This window comes from Streptomyces sp. R28 (genome assembly GCF_041052385.1).
In the GTDB taxonomy this organism is placed as follows: domain Bacteria; phylum Actinomycetota; class Actinomycetes; order Streptomycetales; family Streptomycetaceae; genus Streptomyces.
Genome location: NZ_CP163439.1, coordinates 2,791,524 through 2,811,343, shown reverse-complemented (window position 1 = coordinate 2,811,343; position 19,820 = coordinate 2,791,524). Strand labels below are relative to the sequence as shown.

Here is a 19,820-nt window from a genome sequence, read left to right as displayed (position 1 = left end):
ATCATCCCCCTGGTCGGGTCGGTTGCGTCGCTTCCAGGAGTTCGGCGAGTTCCACCAGGTCGGTGCCGGTGAGGCGGGGGAGTACGCAGCCGGAGAGGGTGCGGCAGGTGTCGCGCCAGGTCGCCGGGATCGACGCGCCGCCGCCCAGCGCGCCCGTCAACGCGCCGGCCAGGGCCGGTGCCGAGTCGGCGACCCGGGACAGGCATGCGGCGGCCGGGACCGCCTCGGCGATACGGCCTTGTGCCGCGACCGCGAGGGCCAGGGCGACCGGGACCGTTTCGGCCGCGGCGATGCCGTAGCTGTAGACGTGGTCGACGATTTGGTGTTCGAGAAGGGGGATCAGGGCGAAGGCGCTGTCGGTGTCCTGCGCGAGCTTCAGCGCGTGGCGGGCGTTGCGGCCGATCTCCGTCTCCTCGGGGAGCTCGGTGAGTGCGGCTGCCACGCAGGTCTCGGTGTCCGCCCCGGTCAGGGCCAGGGCCAGGGCCGCGGCCATCGCCCTCGCGCCGTGTACGCCGTCGCCGTCCTGGGTGTAGTGGGCGTCGAACTCGGCGAGGTCGGCGGCGCGGCGGGGGTCGCCGGGGTGGGCCACGGCGAGGACGCAGGCCCGTACGCAGGCCGCGTCGTCGAAGTAGTGCGGGTTGTCGTGGCCGGTGGCGGGTGGGCGCAGGCCGGTCGCGAGGTTGCCGAGGCCGGCGCGGACGGAGATGCGGGCGCGCAGGGGGAGGATGGCCGACTCGACCTCCGGGGCGCGGTCGGCTGCGGCGGCGACCTCGCCGGCCACGGCGCTCCAGGTGAGGTCGATCGCGGCTCGGGTACGGCGTTCGCGGCTCAGGTCGCCGAGAGCGGTGTCGTCGCCGGCCCGCAGGAGGGCCTCGGCTGCGAACGCCGCCCATTCCGCGTCGTCGGAGGGGCCGAGGCGGAGGGGTTCGGGGGGTTGGTTCAGGGCGATGGGGACGGGCAGGGTGGTCGTTGCGTTGTGTTCGGCGAAGGTGTCGAGTTCGCGGGTGAGGCGGCGGGTCCACTCCGGCATACGGGCGGCCCGGTGGCGGGCGGCGGGCCAGCCGGCGGCGTCGCCTGCGGCCAGGCCGAGGAGGAGGCCGAGGACGCGGTCGCCCTTCGGGGGGTGGGCCGGGCCGGCCCCGGCTGCGCGCGTGCGACTTTCGTCGCCGGGTGCGGGCGGCCCCTGTGGGGCGTTCCCGCCGTCGGCGACCGCGGCCTCGTTCGGCTCCGCTGTCACCGGAATGTCGTTCAGGGGGCTCCCCGCCGCTCCCTCGTCCCACGGAACCGGCGGTCTCACGGCCGGGCCTCAGGTTCGTCGGTGGCCGTGAAGGTGAAGGCCGGCCACGGCTCATGCCGTACGGGAGTGTCGGCTCCCGGCGGAGTCTCGTCCGGGACGAATCCTCCCGCGCTCCACTTCCTGTCCTCGCCCGGCACCAGCAACTCCGCCACGTCCAGCACATGGTGCCCGGCCATCGACGGCAGGCAACTCCCGCGCGCCGGCCCGATCGCCGCCGCCCACTCCGTCGGGATGGCGGGCGCCCCCTGCGTCGCACCCGCCAGCGCCCCCGCCACCGCAGCCGTCGTGTCCGCGTCCCGGCCCATGTTCACGGCAGTGAGCACCGCCTGGACGAAGTCGCCGTCCGCCGCCGCGTACGCCCCGAAGGCCAGCGCGACCGCCTCGGGGGCCAGGTCGGTCCAGGGGTAGCCGCCGATCACCACCGCGGAGCGGACCGCGCGCTCGCCTCGATGGGCCACCGCCACGGCGCGGCGCAGGGAACGGGCCGTCCACGAGTCGTCCGGCACCACCGCCAGGGCCGAGGCGACCACCGCGATCGTCGGCGCCCCCGCCATCGCCGCCGCCACGCCCGCCGCGACTGCCTGGCCGCCGTAGATGCCCTCGCCGTCGTGGCTCACCGAGCCGTCGATGGCCACCAGCCGGGCCGCTTCGGCCGGACGGCCCGCCGCGAAGACGCCGAAGGGCGCCGCTCGCATGGCGAGGCCGTCGCTCCAGGCGTGGCGGTGCTGGGCGGAGATGGGGGCGGCGAGGCCTCGGCGGAGGTTCTCCAGCGTGCCGCGTTCGCTGAAGCCGGCGCCCCGGAAGGGGCCTTCCGAACGGTCCGCGATCCACTCGTGCCAGGCCGTCTCCACATGGGCCGGGGTGAGGGCCGAGCCGTGGCGGGCGAGGAGGAGGCCCGAGAAGATCGCGTACTCGGTGTCGTCCGTGCCGGCCGGGTTGTCGGTGACGAATCCCGTGATGCGGCCCCAGCGGGCGCGGATCTCGGAGGGCTTCATGTTCTCCGCCGGGGCGCCCAGCGCGTCGCCGACCGCAAGGCCCAGCAGTGCGCCGCGTGCCCGGTCGCGGAGTTCGGCGTCCGGGGGCGCCGGGACCGAGGAAATGCAGGCGATCGATGGCATGCGCGGCCTCTCCTCCGGGGGCTCCGCTAAGGGCGCGGAGCCCTTTGCGGATGTGTCCCACCGTCGGCGGTTGACCTGAGCCTCGGAAGCGTCAGTGTCACCCGGTCGACATTTGTGCAGGCCTGGCTACGAATGAGCGTTCTAGACAAAACCGCAGGTTAGCCCAGCCTTTCCTTGCTGGCGGGAGGGAAATTCTGAGCGTAGATTTACCGTTATCCAAGAGTAGAACTTGTCTAAAGACAGCCTTACCTGAGTTTTTCTGGGGGATCCTCATGGCGATCATCGAGACCGAGGCCGCGCTGCACGAGGCGCACCGTGACAACCACACGCACCGCGATGTGAACGGCGGCTGGCTGCGCCCCGCCGTCTTCGGTGCGATGGACGGTCTGGTCTCCAACCTCGCCCTGATGACCGGCGTCGCGGGCGGGGCGGTCAGTCACCAGACCCTCGTGCTGACCGGACTTGCCGGGCTCGCCGCCGGCGCCTTCTCCATGGCCGCCGGCGAGTACACCTCCGTCGCCTCGCAGCGCGAGCTCGTCGAGGCCGAGCTGGATGTCGAGCGGCGGGAGCTGAGAAAGCACCCGAAGGACGAGGAGGCCGAGCTCGCGGCCCTCTATGAGTCCCGGGGTGTCGAGCCCGAGCTCGCGCGTGCCGTGGCCGAGCAGCTCTCGCGTGATCCCGAGCTGGCCCTGGAGATACATGCCCGCGAGGAGCTCGGCATCGACCCCGGCGATCTGCCGTCGCCGCTGGTCGCGGCCGTGTCGTCGTTCGGGGCGTTCGCGCTGGGGGCCCTGCTGCCCGTGCTGCCCTATCTGCTCGGTGCGACCGCGCTGTGGCCGGCCGTGCTGCTCGCGCTCGTCGGGCTTTTCCTGTGCGGTGCGGTCGTGGCCAAGGTGACCGCGCGGACCTGGTGGTTCAGCGGGCTGCGGCAGCTCGCGCTCGGTGGTGCCGCGGCCGGTGTGACCTACGCCCTGGGCAGCTTGTTCGGAACGGCCGTAGGATAGTTCGGTTGCAACTTATGCGTTGGGCCGCATAAGTAGCCGTTACTCGCTGGTTTCGGATGCATGACCACCGGGCATGAGCCGTAAGCGCTGTGGGCAATGACGCCTGCGGCGCACTCGCGGGGTGGGCGACGACGCCCCCTTCGCCCTCGGATCGACGGACATGGACCTGTCTCGTTCGGCCCCCACATACTTCAAGCCATGTGCGCGGAACCCCTGCCGCAGCCCGTGGTGTCCGCATGTTGGAACGGATTATCCCGCTTCCCGAGAACCGCTCCATCATGTAACCTGCACGAAATTTTGCACTCACGCAGAGGGCCAACGTCGTCCCTCGGCAATTTGCATATGCCAGATGACGACGACGGGAGAGCCGATGCGTACGCCGCGCCAGCCGTCCCAGCACTCCGCGAATGGCCAGAACTGGTCCTTCATGGATGCTCGCCCTGCTGCGCAGGGTATGTACGACCCCCGCAACGAGCGCGACGCCTGTGGCGTCGGGTTCGTGGCCACCCTCACCGGCGAGGCGAGCCACACGCTGGTCGAGCAGGCGCTCACCGTTCTGCGCAATCTCGAACACCGCGGTGCCACCGGCTCCGAGCCCGACTCGGGTGACGGCGCCGGCATCCTCTCCCAGGTGCCGGACACCTTCTTCCGTGAGGTGGCCGGATTCGAACTGCCCGAGGCCGGTGCGTACGCCGTCGGTATCGCCTTCCTGCCGGAGGACGGGACCCAGGACGCCGTCTCGCAGATCGAGACGATCGCGTCCGAGGAGGGGCTCACCGTCCTCGGCTGGCGTGAGGTTCCGGTCGCGCCCGAGCTGCTCGGTGCCACCGCCCGGTCGACGATGCCCGCCTTCCGTCAGATCTTCGTGACGGACGGTTCCTCGAAGGATATCGCCCTCGACCGCAAGGCCTTCGTGCTGCGCAAGCGCGCCGAGCGCGAGGCCGGTGTCTACTTCCCGTCGCTGTCGGCCCGCACGATCGTCTACAAGGGCATGCTGACCACCGGTCAGCTGGAGCCCTTCTTCCCGGACCTGTCCGACCGCCGCTTCGGCTCGGCCGTCGCCCTCGTCCACTCGCGCTTCTCGACGAACACCTTCCCGTCGTGGCCGCTGGCGCACCCGTACCGCTTCGTCGCGCACAACGGTGAGATCAACACCGTCAAGGGCAACCGCAACTGGATGGTCGCCCGCGAGTCGCAGCTGGTCTCCGACCTGTTCGGCTCCGACGACAACGCGCTCGAGCGCGTCTTCCCGGTGTGTACGCCGGACGCCTCCGACTCGGCGTCCTTCGACGAGGTGCTGGAGCTGCTCCACCTCGGTGGCCGCTCCCTGCCGCACTCCGTGCTGATGATGATCCCGGAGGCGTGGGAGAACCACGACTCCATGGACCCGGCCCGGCGCGCCTTCTACCAGTACCACTCCACGATGATGGAGCCCTGGGACGGCCCGGCCTGTGTCACCTTCACCGACGGCACCCAGGTCGGCGCCGTGCTCGACCGCAACGGTCTGCGTCCCGGCCGCTACTGGGTCACCGACGACGGCCTCGTCGTCCTCGGCTCCGAGGTCGGCGTCCTCGACATCGACCCGGCCAAGGTCGTCCGCAAGGGCCGCCTGCAGCCCGGCAAGATGTTCCTCGTCGACACCGCCGAGCACCGCATCATCGAGGACGACGAGATCAAGGCGCAGCTCGCCGCCGAGGCCCCCTACGCGGAGTGGCTGGAGGCCGGCGAGATCGAGCTGTCCGACCTGCCCGAGCGTGAGCACATCGTGCACACCCACGCCTCGGTCACCCGTCGCCAGCAGACCTTCGGTTACACCGAGGAGGAGCTGCGCGTCATCCTCGCGCCGATGGCCAAGGCCGGTGCCGAGCCGATCGGTTCGATGGGCACCGACTCGCCGATCGCCGCGCTGAGCGACCGCCCGCGTCTGCTCTTCGACTACTTCACCCAGCTGTTCGCGCAGGTCACCAACCCGCCGCTGGACGCCATCCGCGAGGAGCTCGTCACCTCGCTCAGGAGCTCCCTCGGTCCGCAGGGCAACCTGCTGGAGCCGACGGCCGCGTCCTGCCGTAGCGTCACGCTGCCGTTCCCGGTGATCGACAACGACGAGCTGGCCAAGCTCATCCACATCAACGCCGACGGCGACATGCCCGGCATGAAGGCCGCGACCCTCTCCGGCCTGTACCGGGTCTCCGGCGGCGGTGACTCCCTCGCCGCGCGCATCGAGGAGATCTGCGCCGAGGCCGACGCCGCCATAGACAACGGCGCCCGTCTGATCGTCCTGTCGGACCGCCACTCGGACGCCGAGCACGCGCCGATCCCGTCGCTGCTGCTCACCGCGGCCGTCCACCACCACCTCATCCGCACCAAGCAGCGCACCCACGTGGGCCTGCTGGTCGAGGCCGGCGACGTCCGCGAGGTCCACCACGTCGCCCTGCTCATCGGCTACGGCGCCGCCGCGGTCAACCCGTACCTGGCGATGGAGTCCGTCGAGGACCTGGTCCGCGCCGGCACCTTCCTGTCGGACATAGAGGCCGAGCAGGCCATCCGCAACCTGATCTACGCCCTCGGCAAGGGCGTCCTGAAGGTCATGTCCAAGATGGGCATCTCGACGGTCGCCTCCTACCGCGGCGCCCAGGTCTTCGAGGCCGTCGGTCTCGACGACGCCTTCGTCGAGAAGTACTTCAACGGCACGCCCACCAAGATCGGCGGCGTCGGCATCGACGTCATCGCCAAGGAGGTCGCCGCCCGCCACGCCAAGGCGTACCCGGCCTCGGGCATCGCGCCCGCGCACCGCGCCCTCGACATAGGCGGCGAGTACCAGTGGCGCCGCGAGGGCGAGCCGCACCTGTTCGACCCGGAGACGGTCTTCCGCCTCCAGCACTCGACCCGCACCGCGCGCTACGACATCTTCAAGAAGTACACGGACCGGGTGAACGAGCAGTCCGAGCGCCTCATGACGCTCCGTGGCCTGTTCGGCTTCAAGTCCGGTTACGAGGGCCGTCAGCCGATCTCCGTCGACGAGGTCGAGCCGGTCTCCGAGATCGTCAAGCGCTTCTCCACCGGCGCCATGTCGTACGGCTCCATCTCCAAGGAGGCGCACGAGACCCTCGCCATCGCCATGAACCAGCTGGGCGGCAAGTCCAACACCGGTGAGGGCGGCGAGGACCCGGAGCGTCTGTATGACCCGGCGCGGCGTTCGTCGATCAAGCAGGTCGCCTCCGGCCGCTTCGGTGTGACGTCCGAGTACCTGGTCAACGCGGACGACATCCAGATCAAGATGGCCCAGGGCGCCAAGCCCGGTGAGGGCGGTCAGCTGCCCGGCCACAAGGTCTACCCGTGGGTCGCGAAGACGCGTCACTCGACGCCGGGCGTGGGCCTGATCTCCCCGCCGCCGCACCACGACATCTACTCCATCGAGGACCTGGCCCAGCTGATCCACGACCTGAAGAACGCGAACCCGCAGGCGCGGATTCACGTGAAGCTGGTCTCCGAGGTCGGCGTCGGCACGGTCGCGGCCGGTGTGTCGAAGGCGCACGCGGACGTGGTGCTCATCTCCGGCCACGACGGCGGTACGGGTGCCTCCCCGCTGACCTCGCTGAAGCACGCGGGCGGCCCCTGGGAGCTCGGCCTCGCCGAGACCCAGCAGACCCTGCTGCTCAACGGCTTGCGCGACCGCATCGTCGTGCAGACGGACGGTCAGCTGAAGACCGGCCGTGACGTCGTCATCGCCGCGCTGCTCGGCGCCGAGGAGTTCGGTTTCGCGACCGCGCCGCTCGTCGTCTCCGGCTGCGTCATGATGCGCGTCTGCCACCTGGACACCTGCCCGGTCGGCATCGCCACCCAGAACCCGGTGCTGCGCGACCGGTTCTCCGGCAAGGCCGAGTACGTCGTGAACTTCTTCAAGTTCATCGCCGAAGAGGTCCGCGAGATCCTCGCCGAGCTGGGCTTCCGCTCCATCGAGGAGGCCGTCGGCCACGCCGGGGCGCTCGACGTGACCCGCGCGGTCGACCACTGGAAGGCGCAGGGCCTGGACCTGGAGCCGCTGTTCCACGTGCCGGCGCTGCCCGACGGCGCGGTGCGCCACCAGCTGATCGAGCAGGACCACGGCCTGGCGAAGGCGCTCGACAACGAGCTGATCAAGCTCGCCGCCGACGCCCTGGCCGCGGACTCCGCGACCGACGCCCAGCCGGTGCGCGCCCAGGTCGCCATCCGCAACATCAACCGCACGGTCGGCACCATGCTCGGCCACGAGGTGACGAAGAAGTTCGGCGGCGCGGGTCTGCCCGACGACACGATCGACATCACCTTCACCGGCTCGGCGGGCCAGTCCTTCGGCGCCTTCCTCCCGCGCGGTGTCACGCTGCGCCTGGAGGGCGACGCCAACGACTACGTCGGCAAGGGCCTCTCCGGCGGCCGGGTGATCGTCCGTCCCGACCGGGGCGCCGACCACCTCGCCGAGTACTCGACGATCGCGGGCAACACCATCGCGTACGGCGCGACCGGCGGCGAGCTGTTCCTGCGTGGCCGGACGGGCGAGCGGTTCTGTGTCCGCAACTCCGGCGCGACGGTCGTCTCCGAGGGCGTGGGCGACCACGGCTGCGAGTACATGACCGGCGGTCACGCGGTGGTCCTCGGCGAGACGGGCCGTAACTTCGCGGCCGGCATGTCCGGCGGTATCGCGTACGTCATCGACCTCGACCGCGACAACGTCAACGTCGGCAACGTCAGCGCCGTAGAGGCCCTCGACGAGGTGGACAAGCAGTGGCTGCACGACGTCGTGCGCCGCCACCAGGAGGAGACCGGCTCGACGGTCGCCGAGAAGCTGCTGGCCGAGTGGGACACCGCCGTGGAGCGCTTCAGCAAGATTATCCCCAGCACGTACAAGGCAGTGCTCGCCGCCAAGGACGCCGCCGAGCGAGCCGGTCTCTCCGAGACCGAGATCACCGAGAAGATGATGGAGGCGGCGACCAATGGCTGATCCCAAGGGCTTTCTGAACCACGGCCGCGAGGTCGCCAAGTCCCGTCCCGTCGACGTGCGTCTGAAGGACTGGAACGAGGTCTACGTCCCCGGCTCCCTGCTGCCGATCATCAGCAAGCAGGCCAGCCGCTGCATGGACTGCGGCATCCCGTTCTGCCACAACGGCTGTCCGCTCGGGAACCTCATCCCCGAGTGGAACGACTACGCCTACCGCGAGGACTGGGCGGCGGCGTCGGAGCGCCTGCACGCGACCAACAACTTCCCGGAGTTCACCGGTCGCCTCTGCCCGGCTCCCTGTGAGTCGGCGTGTGTGCTCGGCATCAACCAGCCGGCCGTCACCATCAAGAACGTCGAGGTCTCGATCATCGACAAGGCGTGGGACAGCGGTGATGTCGAGCCGCAGATCCCGGAGCGCCTGTCCGGCAAGACCGTCGCCGTCATCGGGTCCGGCCCCGCCGGCCTCGCCGCCGCACAGCAGCTCACGCGGGCCGGTCACACCGTCGCCGTCTACGAGCGCGCGGACCGCATCGGAGGCCTCCTGCGGTACGGCATCCCCGAGTTCAAGATGGAGAAGCGGCACATCAACCGCCGTATCGAGCAGATGCGCGCGGAGGGCACCCGCTTCCGTACCGGCATCGAGATCGGTCGCGACCTCAAGGCGACCGACCTGAAGAAGCGGTATGACGCGATCGTCATCGCCGCCGGTGCGACGACCGCCCGTGACCTCCCGGTCCCCGGCCGCGAGCTCAACGGCATCCACCAGGCCATGGAGTACCTGCCGCTGGCCAACAAGGTCCAGGAGGGCGACTTCGTGACGCCCCCGATCTCGGCCGAGGGCAAGCACGTCGTGGTCATCGGCGGCGGCGACACCGGCGCCGACTGCGTGGGCACCGCCCACCGCCAGGGCGCGGCCTCGGTGACACAGCTGGAGATCATGCCCAGGCCGGGCGAGGACCGTGCCGCGCACCAGCCGTGGCCGACCTTCCCGATGCTCTACAAGGTCACGTCCGCGCACGAGGAGGGCGGCGAGCGGGTCTACTCCGTCTCCACCACCCACTTCGAGGGCGACGAGGACGGCAACGTCCAGTGGCTGCACCTCACCGAGGTGGAGTTCATCGAGGGCAAGCTGACCCCGAAGCCGGGCACCGAGCGCAAGATCCCCGCCCAGCTGGTCACCCTCGCCATGGGCTTCACCGGCACCGACCGGGAGAACGGCCTGGTCGAGCAGTTCGGCCTGGAGCTCGACGAGCGCGGCAACGTCGCCCGCGACGCCGACTTCCAGACCAACGTGCCGGGCGTCTTCGTCGCCGGTGACGCGGGCCGTGGCCAGTCGCTCATCGTGTGGGCGATCGCGGAGGGCCGCTCGGCCGCCCGCGGCACCGACCGCTTCCTGACCGGCGCCAGCGAACTGCCGGCCCCGATCCGGCCGACGGACCGCTCGCTGATGGTCTGACGGCTCGACAACTGACCTGACGGTCACTCAAAAACGTCCCGTACAACGGCGTACGGAACACAGACGGCGCCTGCCCACAGTCCCCGACCGGACTACAGGGCAGGCCCCGTCGCATGTTCGCCGCTACTGCTTGCCGGGCCACACCCAGGTGACGATGACGGCGACGGCGATGGCGAGGACTCCGAAGAGCGCGAGCCATCGCGCCCACTCCACGAGGCGCCATATACGGCGGGTGCGGTCCTTCTCGTACTGGAGCAGCCTGCCCGCCTCCAGCATGATCTCCTCGCCGGGGCGGCCGTGCACGGCGCGCACGCCCAGCCACGAGGCGACGATCAGCGCCACGAACCCCGTACCGAGCAAGCCGATCACGGTCCAGCGCGGGACGCAGTCCAGCTTGCTCAGATCCTCCTGCCCCTTCAGCACGAAGACGGCCGTGAGCAGGCCGGTGAGTGAGGCGAGGAAGTTGCGGTAGCCCTCGGCCTGGTGCAGAGCGGCCTGCAACTGCTGCTCCGGAGAGGCCATCTCGCGCACGCGGCGGTCGGCGTCCCGCAGCTGCTGGGGGGTGAATGTCATGAGGCGGGCCCGCCCGGGGGGGTGGGAGGGGCGATGACCAACAGGGCTCCGCACCCGAACTCCTCCTGCGGTGGCCGCCCCAGGTGCGTGGTCCGGCATCGGCAGAGCGTGTGGTACGCCTGCGGACCGGGTTCGTCGCGTCGCCCGAGGAACCCACCCTTGGCCAGCAGATGCTGGCCGAACGTCCAGCTCCGTGTCATGGCACAGGCGCACACCGGGCAGTTGCCCGTCGCCTCGTAGAAGACCTCGTCACCTGTCTCGATGCGGGTCCACTGGAAGGCGAGCGGGGTGGTGTGGGCGGCGTCGGCGTGGTACGGGATGGCCGTGGTCATACGAGTGACCCCTCTCCGGAAGGGTTGCTGTGGGGCGCAGGCCCCTCGAAGGGAAGGCCGAGGGAGAAGAGACGGGCGTAGCGTGCAAGACGCTCCCGCACCTGCTCCTCGGTGAGGTCTGTCTCCTCGGCGCACAACACCACGTGGTCGTCATCGACCGGGCCGCACAGCGCGGGGGCACGTCCTGTCAGCTGCCGGGTGAGGATGACGACATCCCGCCAGTCCGGGGCGAGGCCTGCTTCGTGCTGGTCCGGTGGCTCCGTGGCCACGTCCAGCCCCAGGCAGCGGAACGGTGCGTAGCGGTCGTACGTCTCGCCGAGCGTCCAGCCGAAGCGGCCTGCGGTGAGGACGAGTTCCAGAGGGCCCATGGTGCCGCGGCCCAGCAGGACCTCGGCTTCGAATGCCGCCAGATCGAAGACGTTCGGAACCAAGGTGTCCAGGAACTCGCCCTCCGGACCGGTGAGTTCACCCGGGGGAGCGGGCGCCCCCAGGACGGTGAACTCCCGCAGACGGCGGTGGGAGTGGCCCACCGGGATGCCATCGTCGGAGGCATGGCCGAGGAGATCGAGGATGGTGAGGCTCTCCTTGAACGCGGTGGAGTTCGCGGTCAGCGCCTTCAGATCGGTGTAAGTGGCCTGAAGGGCGAGGGCCTCGGCGGCCGGTCGGACAATCCGCAACGGAAGGTGGCGCTCCTCGTTCTCCAGAAGGTCGTAGACGTCGCCGAGCGGAAGGTCTGTGCTCGCGCTGGTTGTCAGTGCGTGGACATGGGTCAGACCGTGCTCGTCAAGACTTCTCCCATCGATCAGGCCACTGTGGAACAGCAGGGACTTCACCATCGCCATCTGTTTGACGACATCGTCGATGCGGTCCGAGGTGTCGTTCGAGAGCCTTCCCAAGACGTCCGTCATATGCAGCTGTCTCCGGGCCTGCTCGGCCGTTTCGGGGCGAACACGGTGACGGTCGGGCTTCAGGAGGAACACGCATTCCCAGGGGCCGAGGCGAACACCCTCCTCGTACTTCAGTGCCCCGGACGGTGAACCGTCTGCGGAGGCGATCCACTCCTCCGCTCCCGGTGGGAGATCCGGTGCCACGACCTGGGTGACCGGGGCTGATGCGTTGATCTGCTCGACCTGGGCCTTCAAGGGGGTGCCCGTGGCTCGGGAGAGTTTCACGACATGCCACAGCGGGATGTGTCCCTCCATCCACGGGGCACGCTCGTCGAGGTCTTTGGACAGGAGGAAGCGTTCCGGACCGCTGAGCTCCCCCTGCTCTCGGGCCGCCGGGGTCGGTTCCGCTGCCAGTGACCAGCCGAGGGGGGCGAAGCGCCTGACGCGGTCGATCAACTCGTCCAGGGAGTAGTGGCCGACGCGGGACAACAGGTCCACGGGATGGAGGACGCCGGGCAACTGATTGAACGCGAGTGCGTCTTCGGCCAAGGTGATCTGATCGGTCCTCGTGGCACGTTCGGATGCCAGGTGGTGGTCGAGTTCTGGTGGAGCGGGGAGATCCGGATCCAGTGTGCGCAGTCTTTCCAGCAGCTCGGCGGCCTTTCCCAGAGTGATCTGGTGCTTCGCGGAGATCTTGAGCAAGGGAGCGTGGCGGGCAGGGGATTCCGCATGACGCGCGGACGCATAGCTGGAGTAGAGGTTGGCCATGGCTTTGTCCGGCCGGATGTCCCGCAGCGATCGGACGTCGTCCACAGCCGGCACCCGCAGCCCCGCGACGGCGTAACGGCGCCATGCACGTACCACTTCACCCAGGGAGGTTCGCCCCAGATGCGCTCCGGTCAACGCCGTTGCCCAGCCGCCGGGTGCATCGCTCAGGAACAGCAGGGCGTCGAGGCTGCTGGGGGTCGGATAACTCCGAGGGGCGAAGGGATTCGTCACGGCACCGGTGGCAAGTCTGGTCTGCTGCCATCGGCCGAGCACAGCACTCCCGGAGCTGTCCGCGTCGTCGTCCAGGTTCAACGGCCGCTCGCTCCAGTCCAGGACGGATTCGTCGGCGGGCAGACAGCCCACTCTGGACAGGGGCAGCCGCTGGGGTGGGAACCGATCCCCGTGCTCGGGAGCTTCGAGCCGAGCACTGATGCCGTCGGGGAGCGCGTCCAGTACGGCCACGGCGAGGCGGGGCACGCTTTTGGTGAGCTGCCACAGCCAGTTCAGCGAGACGTCGTCCCACTGAGCGCACGCCCTCGGCACGCTGCTCAGCAGCTCACGCATCACCAGCTCGTCGTCGTACGACCGCATGCTGTTGCGGTCGACACTGGGCTCCGGCCGGTGCCGCTCCCGCAGATTGACCACGTGCCCGTACACCTCGGGTGCGTCCTTGACCACGACGCCGTCCAGCAGGAGCTGTCCGGGGCCCTGGACCAGCCAGGCGTCGTCATGGGCCCGTGCGGCATCCCCGTACCAGTCGGGCTCCGCGACCCGCAACTCGCCCGGCCGCCAGGTGACCGACCGAAGGACCTGCCCCGGATCGTTCTGCTCGCGCTCGCTCGCCACCACCGTGCAGTCACTCACCCAGAGCTGCGACTCCAGCGTCTCCACCAAGGAGGGCAATGCCTCGTCGTCCGCGCTGAGATAGAGCCGGACGAGCGTGCCGCCCTCCAGGGAGACCTCCGGATCGTCGCCGATGCGGAGCAGGCCCGAACCCGACTGGATGTCGGCCCGCAGGGTGTGTGGCTGTTCGGGGCGGCCGTAGCGGTCGACGGCGTTGGTCCACACGACCACCTCGTCGGCGAGCATGAAGTAACTGAACACCCCGATACCGAAACGGGAGTTGAGGGGCATCTCGGGGAGCCCTGCCCGCCGCCAGTTACGCCGCTCCTGTACGAACTCCGGGTCCTGCTCGTACCGTCGGCCCGCCCTGGCGAACATCGACGTGAGCTTGGTGCGGGTCATTCCGGAGCCGTTGTCCCGGCATGCGATGAACGGGCGGCCGTTGTCGTCCCAGCCCTGGGTGAAGGTGATCGTCGGTTTCCAGTCGGGGGCGTGACGGCCCTGCGTCACGCCGTACCGGTGGCGCATGTCCCGGTGCCGGCATGCGTCGAGGGCGTTCTGGTAGAGCTCGCGGACGGCGAGCATGCGATCGCCGTACAGCTGGGTCCCCATGAGCAGCGGACGGATCTCGTCCTCCGCCAGCCGGAACCGCTCCAGCGGCTGCTTGTACCGCTGGTTCAGGGGGACGAGCTGGTCGGTCGTGACCTGCTCGGGCAGGCCCCGCAGCAGGGCGGGCGGCGAGGTGCGCTGCTTGTGCCACTCCGCCCGGAGCGCGGCGACGGTGTTGTTGGCATGGCCGACGAGTTCCTCGATGGCCACGTGCAGCGCGGGGTGCGGGCAGTCGAAGCGGACCGCCGGGCGGTAGGTGCCGTCCGTGGTGTCCGCGGGCGTGTCGTCGTACCCGAAGTCCGCCGACAACGCGGCCACGATGTCGCGGGGCACGAGTTGCTCGTGTGCGCCGAGATGATCGACGAGTACCCCGGACATCCGGCGCGGATCGGTGGCGAGCAGCCCGGAGATCCACAGCAGCAGCGCGAGTTCGGGGCCGCGCCACTGGCTGCCACGCGTGGGCGGGTACGTGTCCCACGCGTCCTTGCTCTGCGGGTCGTTGATGCGAGGACTCCCACTCGGGTGCACGGTGACGTGCGCGAGGACCTGGCGGAGCTGCCCGTCGACGCGACGCCGGGAGGTCTCACCGGGGGGCTTGCCCGACGGGTCCTCGGCCCCGGCGAGCACCACGTTCACGACGCGGTCGAGCAGGCCGTCCACCGCCGGGTAGTCGCCGGTGCGCTCCCACAGCGGGTCCCAGTCGGCGATGAAGCGGTGCCGCAGCCAGTGGTCGGCGGCCACGGCCTGCTCCCGCAGGTTTCGGCGGCGCAGGGTGTCGGCCGTGCGGCGCACCTGCGAGTGGGCACGGCACACGTCCTTGGCCGCGCCCCGCACATGCGCCTCGGGGTCGCCATGACCGGGCTCGCCGGCCTCGGTGTCCATCCGTTCGGGGAGAGTGCGGCGCAGTTCCTCCAGGGCGACCGTGACGAGTCCCTCGTGGACGACGGGGCTCGCCAGCAGAGCGGCGGTCTCGGCCGGTGAGAGCAGGTCACGGCCGCTCAGCCCGGCTTGCCGCACCAGGTTGCCGAGCCGGTCGACCATGCGGACCGGCCAGTTGGGGTCGGTCCAGGGGTCGTCACGGTGCGCTCCGGCTCCATGCAGCGTCCCGGCCACATGCTCGACGAGCGAGGTCAGCCCGTCCTTCACGCGCTGGTGGACCTCCGCGGTGCCGGAGGTGTGGTCCCACAGCAGGGACTTCTCGATCATGGTTGTCCAGCGGCTCGCCTCCCGGGAGCCCTCGCACAGCACCAGTGCGTCCTGTGCGTCGCCCGTACGGCCGTGAGGCGTGTAGGGCTCGATCGTCGGCGGAGCCATGCCGAACGAGTCCGCCATCCGGATCACCCGGCCGCGGACGTACCTGACGACCTCGGGGAAGGTGGTGGGCGGGCTCGTCGGCCCCAGTGCCTCGGCGAGGGCCCGGCCGAACCAGCTGCCCTTCTCGGGGTCGGCGTACGAGCGCTCTCCTTGGGCACAGCTGTGCAGCCAGTACACGTTCTCGTGGCGCGAGAGCAAAGTCGTGCGCTCCTGCTCGGCCTCCGACGGAGTGCCCGCCGACGTACGGCAGATGTCGAGGTACACGACGACCGTGCATTCACTGCGCAGCCCGGTGAGCAGGCCGTCGGGGTCGGCGGGGATGAGCGTACGGCTGAGCAGCGCATGGCCGCCGTCGGGTAACGCGTCCCCGGGCTGGGCGTCCCGCGGCAGCAGGTGGTCGCGGCCGTCCACGGTCTCGCCGTGGCAGGACAGATAGACGACGGCGGTGTCTCCGGGGGCACACGAGGAGAGGAACTTGTGGAGTCTGCCCAGCAGTTCGGAGCCGCCGGGGTCGAGCACAGGTGTCACCTCGTACCGGGACTGCCGCAGCGCGTTGCCGACGAGGGCCACGTCCTGCGGCACGCAGCTGAGCGGTGGGAAGCGCTCCGCGAGGAGTTCGTCCGCCTCCAGCTCGGGGGTGTGCGAGATGCCGACGACCAAAGCGCGCCGCTGCCCCTGTCCCCTGTGATGCTGAATCGAACCCATCCCGCCCCCCAGCGATCGTGCCGATCCCGACATGTTGCCAGAGAGGGGGCTCGCGACATCCCCGGAACGGGCATCTCACGACGAGGCCTTGAGCTGCTCAGGGCACCTTGTACGGCTCCCCGTACACCCCCCACTCCAGCGGGGTTGTCAGCTTGAGGTTGCCGTCGTCGAGGAACCGTCGCTGGGCCGTGTCGATACGGGTGGTGTCGGTGTTCGGGTTCTTCTGCCGCATGGCCGCGCGGCGGACGTCGAGGAAGGTGTTCAGGTACGCCTTCTCGGAGCCGCCCTCGGACGGGGAGTCGGCCTTGCGCAGAGCGCGTTCGCGCAGGACGTAGAAGCCGCCCTTGTCGACGCCGCCGCCGCCGTGGAAGACCATCGCGTCGTAGTAGACGAACTGGCCCAGCGTGCCGAGGCCGTCCAGCTTGGCGAGGCGGACCGCCGGGTTGAAGTAGGCGCGGTCGCGCTCGGCGTCCTGGGCCTCGCGGAAGGCGGCCACCTCGGCCTCCGCCTTCCAGGCCGCCGTGAAGCCGGGGTCCAGGCCCTCGTGGGAGTCGGTGCCGTCGACCTCGCGCAGGGCGGGAAGGTACGGGGCGAGGCCGTTGTCCGGGTGGGCCTCGGTGTAGTTCTCGACCAGGGCGAGCAGGTCGTGGGTGCCGGTGCAGAAGCCGATGGTGCCGGCCGTGTAGCCCTGGCCGTCGTCGAGGTCCTCGATGGAGCCGTAGGTGTGGCGCCAGTCGAGGGTCGAGTTCTCGGCGCTGGACACCAGCCGCTGGGCCAGTTCCTTCTACGCGGGGGCGGCCAGGCCCGGCGGCACGCTCTCGATCAGCTCGTCGTCCGCCGCCCGCTCCTGCTCCGCCCGGCTCTTGGCCTCCTCGCGGGACTCCTGCCGCGCGGTGGCGACGGTGGACTGCGCCGGGTTCTCGGCGGTGTCCGTGGGGACCAGGAAGTGGACGACCGCGGCGAGGGCGACCGGGACGGCCGCGATGAGAGCGACGCCGATACGTCTCACTGGGCCACCCCTGCGCCCGTCAGCTCCGAGACCCTGGCGACCGCCACCGCCGCCAGCAGCACCAGTACCCCCACGGAGGCGGCCGCCTGGATCAGGGCCTGGCGCGGCCCGCGCGGGGTGTAGGCGTAGGCGAGCGTGACCGCGGCCCCCGTCAGCAGTCCGCCGAGGTGGCCCTGCCAGGAGGTGAGGCCCGCCGAGAGCAGCAGCCACAGCAGCAGGAACGTCATGAAGCGGTTGACGGTGCGCATGTCCGCGCCGACGCGGCGGGCGAGGACGTAGTACGCGGCGCCGAGGCCGAAGATCGCGCCCGACGCGCCGACCGACTCCACGTGCACGTCCGTGAGCAGCAGCTCGAGCACCGAGCCGCCCAGTGTCGCCAGCAGGTAGAGCGCGACGTACCGGACCCGGCCCAGCATGGGCTCCACGACCCGGCCGAGCTGCCACAGCGAGAGCATGTTCATCACGATGTGCAGCAGCCCGAAGGTGCCCTCGGTCGGCGGTGTGTGGAGGAATCCTCTGGTCAGCAGCCGCTCCCACTGCCCGGCGACCACTCCCTCGGCGTGGAAGTCCGACGGGTACCCGGGCTCGTAGACGTAGTAGCCGCCGTCCGGGCCGACCAGCCGGGCGCCGAGCATCGCGAACCGGTCCAGGATCTCCGGGCGCACCACCTCGGCCAGGTAGGCGAGGACGTTGAGCCCGATCAGCACGGAGGTCACGAGCGGGGTCGCGGCGATCCGCCCGCCGACGATCGTCCGGGCCTGCCGCACCGACCGCGCCCCCTGCTTCACGCACTCCACGCACTGGTGGCCGACGGCAGCCTCCCGCATGCAGTCCGGGCAGATGAACCGGTCGCAGCGGGTGCAGCGGACGTGCGACTCCACCTTGGGGTGGCGATAGCAGGTCGTGACGGTGGGCTGGGTGGACTCGGGCTGGGTGGCCTCGGAACGGGTGGACTCGGACTGGGTGGACTCGGACTCCACAGCCGGCTCCTCGATGGGGATGGGACGAACGGTGAGCCGGTGGGGACGGCGGCGAACAAAATAGCGAACACCGGTGGAGGGAGGGAAGGCGGGGCCAGTGGTGCCGTAGCCTCGGCAGCCGCACGATGCGCGAGGGGGAGAGCATATGGCCGCGATCAGTCTCAGCAAGGTTGAGGAGACCGCGCCCGCGCTGGTCAGCCTGTACAAGAGCGCCGGGGTGTCGCTGCACAAGCACGGGCTGGGCGGCGTGCAGGCCGCGGTGTATCTGGTCGTCGACTACTCCGGGTCGATGAAGCCGTACTACCAGGACGGCAGCGTGCAGGCGCTCGCCGACCGGGTGCTCGGGCTGTCGGCGCACTTCGACGACGACGGGACCGTGCCGGTGGTGTTCTTCTCCACCGACGTCGACGCCGAGACCGAGATCGCGCTGGCCGACCACCACGGGCGGATCGAGCGGATCGTGTCCGGTCTCGGGCACATGGGCAGGACCAGCTACCACCTGGCCATGGACGCCGTCATCGACCACTACCTGGACAGCGGGTCGAAGGACCCCGCCCTGGTCGTGTTCCAGACCGACGGCGGGCCCATCAACAAGCTCGCCGCGGAACGGTACCTGTGCAAGGCGGCCCCGCTCCCGCTCTTCTGGCAGTTCATCGGCTTCGGGGACCCGACCAGCAAACAGTTCGACTTCCTGCGCAAGCTCGACGAACTGGCGGTGCCGCACAAGCGGGTGGTCGACAACGCCGGCTTCTTCCACGCCGGTTCGGATCCGCGGACGGTCTCCGACGCCGAGTTGTACGACCGCCTGGTCGAGGAGTTCCCGAAGTGGCTGGCGGCGGCGCGGGCGCAGGGGATCGTACGGCGGCCCTGACTCACGCGACCCGGATGGGGTACGGGCCCGGCCGGCGAAGGCGATGTTCGGCCCCCGGACGCGGATCGCGAAGCCGACGGCGGCGGAGTACCGCGAGCTCACCAGCGGCGATCACCACTGAGCACTTCGGCCCTGCATACGTCCGGGTCACCCCAGACGGTGCGCAGGGCGCGGGCCTTGGTCAGCCACAGCGACAGGTCGTACTCCGCCGTGTAGCCGATCGCGCCGTGCAACTGGAGCGCGGTACGGGCGGTGGCGTACGCCGCCTCGCAGGCGGTGACCTTGGCGGCGGCGATGTCGGCGGGGGCCATGGTGAGCGCGGCGCCGAAGATGAGGGGCCGGGCGAACTCCAGGGCGATCTTCGCGTCGGCCAGACGATGCTTGACCGCCTGGAACGAGCCGATGGGTGTGCCGAACTGGGTGCGCTGCTTGACGTGGGCGACGGTCCTGTCGAGAAGCCCGAGACCGACGCCGAGGGCCTGGGCGGCGGTGGTGAGGCGGGCGCAGGCCAGGGCGTGGGCGTGGGCGGTGGGCGGGTCGGGACTGAGGAGCTCGCCGCCGGGGTCGAGAGAGGTGAGGCGGCGGGCCGGGTCGAGGGAGTGGCGTACGGGACCGTGGCCGGGGGAGAGGTGCAGGCCTTGTGCGGTGAGCGCGAGGCGTCTGGTGGCCACGTCGCCGTCCAAGGCGTACGGCGCTGTCCACGCCAGCGTCGCCACCGCCTCGCCCGTCGCCAGCGCCGGCAGGAGCCGCTTGGCCGGGCCGGGGTCCGGTAGGTCGGCGAGCAGGGTCGCTGCCGTGACCGTCTCCACCAACGGTCCCGGTACCGCATGGCGTCCCAACTCAACGAATGTGAGGGCGAGTTCGACGGGCCGGTGGCCCAGCCCCTCGTATGTCTCCGGAACAGCCAGCGCGAATACGCCGGCCTCGGCGATACGGGACCACAGCGCTCGGCCACCGGCATGCTCACCCCGGCTCCAGTCCCGTACGACCGACGGCGTGTCCGCAGCCGTCAGCATCGCGTCCAGCGACTCGGCGAACGCCCGCTGCTCGGCGTCGAGGAGGAACCGCATCAGCGAGGT

11 protein-coding genes and 1 pseudogene are annotated in these 19,820 nt (G+C 70.3%); 4 read left to right on the top strand and 8 right to left on the bottom strand.

Going from position 1 to position 19,820, the window contains the following annotated elements; genetic code table 11:
* Nucleotide 1 precedes the first annotated feature (1 nt).
* A complete protein-coding gene (locus AB5J49_RS12325; RefSeq protein WP_369168640.1) occupies nucleotides 2–1,237 on the bottom strand; it encodes an ADP-ribosylglycohydrolase family protein in 1,236 nt (411 codons plus the stop codon).
* A 56-nt stretch (nucleotides 1,238–1,293) separates the two neighbouring features.
* Complete coding sequence (locus tag AB5J49_RS12320) at nucleotides 1,294–2,415, bottom strand: ADP-ribosylglycohydrolase family protein (RefSeq protein WP_369168639.1); 1,122 nt, start codon at nucleotides 2,413–2,415, stop codon at nucleotides 1,294–1,296.
* A 272-nt stretch (nucleotides 2,416–2,687) separates the two neighbouring features.
* Here AB5J49_RS12320 and AB5J49_RS12315 point away from each other — a divergent pair, with 272 nt between their 5' ends.
* From AB5J49_RS12315 to AB5J49_RS12305, 3 genes are all read left to right on the top strand, one after another.
* Nucleotides 2,688–3,419, top strand: coding sequence for a VIT1/CCC1 transporter family protein (locus tag AB5J49_RS12315; protein WP_369168638.1), 732 nt, complete (start codon nucleotides 2,688–2,690; stop codon nucleotides 3,417–3,419).
* 370 nt (nucleotides 3,420–3,789) lie between these two features.
* Nucleotides 3,790–8,397, top strand: coding sequence for a glutamate synthase large subunit (gltB, locus tag AB5J49_RS12310; RefSeq protein WP_369175112.1), 4,608 nt, complete (start codon nucleotides 3,790–3,792; stop codon nucleotides 8,395–8,397).
* Complete coding sequence (locus AB5J49_RS12305; RefSeq protein ID WP_369168637.1) at nucleotides 8,390–9,850, top strand: glutamate synthase subunit beta; 1,461 nt, start codon at nucleotides 8,390–8,392, stop codon at nucleotides 9,848–9,850. The genes gltB and AB5J49_RS12305 overlap by 8 nt, the downstream gene beginning before the upstream one ends.
* Nucleotides 9,851–9,973: 123 nt before the next feature.
* On the opposite strand, the gene AB5J49_RS12300 is transcribed toward AB5J49_RS12305, so the two are convergent.
* The 5 genes and pseudogenes from AB5J49_RS12300 to AB5J49_RS12280 form a co-directional block, all read right to left on the bottom strand.
* Nucleotides 9,974–10,423 carry a hypothetical protein gene (locus AB5J49_RS12300; protein ID WP_369168636.1) on the bottom strand — a complete coding sequence of 150 codons (450 nt, stop codon included), beginning with the start codon at nucleotides 10,421–10,423 and terminating at the stop codon, nucleotides 9,974–9,976.
* Nucleotides 10,420–10,755, bottom strand: coding sequence for a hypothetical protein (locus AB5J49_RS12295; protein ID WP_369168634.1), 336 nt, complete (start codon nucleotides 10,753–10,755; stop codon nucleotides 10,420–10,422). The genes AB5J49_RS12300 and AB5J49_RS12295 overlap by 4 nt, the downstream gene beginning before the upstream one ends.
* The gene (locus tag AB5J49_RS12290; RefSeq protein WP_369168633.1) at nucleotides 10,752–15,881 is read right to left on the bottom strand and encodes a caspase family protein; all 5,130 of its coding nucleotides are present in this window, start codon (nucleotides 15,879–15,881) and stop codon (nucleotides 10,752–10,754) included. The genes AB5J49_RS12295 and AB5J49_RS12290 overlap by 4 nt, the downstream gene beginning before the upstream one ends.
* Nucleotides 15,882–15,978: 97 nt before the next feature.
* Nucleotides 15,979–16,890: pseudogene (locus AB5J49_RS12285) on the bottom strand (chitosanase).
* A complete protein-coding gene (locus AB5J49_RS12280) occupies nucleotides 16,887–17,870 on the bottom strand; it encodes a rhomboid family intramembrane serine protease (protein ID WP_369168631.1) in 984 nt (327 codons plus the stop codon). The pseudogene AB5J49_RS12285 and the gene AB5J49_RS12280 overlap by 4 nt, the downstream one beginning before the upstream one ends.
* 145 nt (nucleotides 17,871–18,015) lie before the next feature.
* Between AB5J49_RS12280 and AB5J49_RS12275 the strand changes: the two genes are divergently transcribed.
* A complete protein-coding gene (locus tag AB5J49_RS12275; RefSeq protein ID WP_369168630.1) occupies nucleotides 18,016–18,741 on the top strand; it encodes a VWA domain-containing protein in 726 nt (241 codons plus the stop codon).
* A 98-nt stretch (nucleotides 18,742–18,839) separates the two neighbouring features.
* On the opposite strand, the gene AB5J49_RS12270 is transcribed toward AB5J49_RS12275, so the two are convergent.
* Nucleotides 18,840–19,811: an acyl-CoA dehydrogenase family protein gene (locus tag AB5J49_RS12270; RefSeq protein ID WP_369168629.1), complete on the bottom strand. Its 972-nt coding sequence runs from the start codon at nucleotides 19,809–19,811 to the stop codon at nucleotides 18,840–18,842.
* Nucleotides 19,812–19,820 lie beyond the last annotated feature (9 nt).

Bases quoted from the DNA above. Each gene is read 5' to 3' on its own strand.
- AB5J49_RS12320 (WP_369168639.1), bottom strand. From the start codon at position 2,415: ATGCCATCGATCGCCTGCATTTCCTCGGTCCCGGCGCCCCCGGACGCC.
- AB5J49_RS12315 (WP_369168638.1), top strand. From the start codon at position 2,688: ATGGCGATCATCGAGACCGAGGCCGCGCTGCACGAGGCGCACCGTGAC.
- gltB (WP_369175112.1), top strand. From the start codon at position 3,790: ATGCGTACGCCGCGCCAGCCGTCCCAGCACTCCGCGAATGGCCAGAAC.
- AB5J49_RS12305 (WP_369168637.1), top strand. From the start codon at position 8,390: ATGGCTGATCCCAAGGGCTTTCTGAACCACGGCCGCGAGGTCGCCAAG.
- AB5J49_RS12300 (WP_369168636.1), bottom strand. From the start codon at position 10,423: ATGACATTCACCCCCCAGCAGCTGCGGGACGCCGACCGCCGCGTGCGC.
- AB5J49_RS12295 (WP_369168634.1), bottom strand. From the start codon at position 10,755: ATGACCACGGCCATCCCGTACCACGCCGACGCCGCCCACACCACCCCG.
- AB5J49_RS12290 (WP_369168633.1), bottom strand. From the start codon at position 15,881: ATGGGTTCGATTCAGCATCACAGGGGACAGGGGCAGCGGCGCGCTTTG.
- AB5J49_RS12275 (WP_369168630.1), top strand. From the start codon at position 18,016: ATGGCCGCGATCAGTCTCAGCAAGGTTGAGGAGACCGCGCCCGCGCTG.
- AB5J49_RS12270 (WP_369168629.1), bottom strand. From the start codon at position 19,811: ATGCGGTTCCTCCTCGACGCCGAGCAGCGGGCGTTCGCCGAGTCGCTG.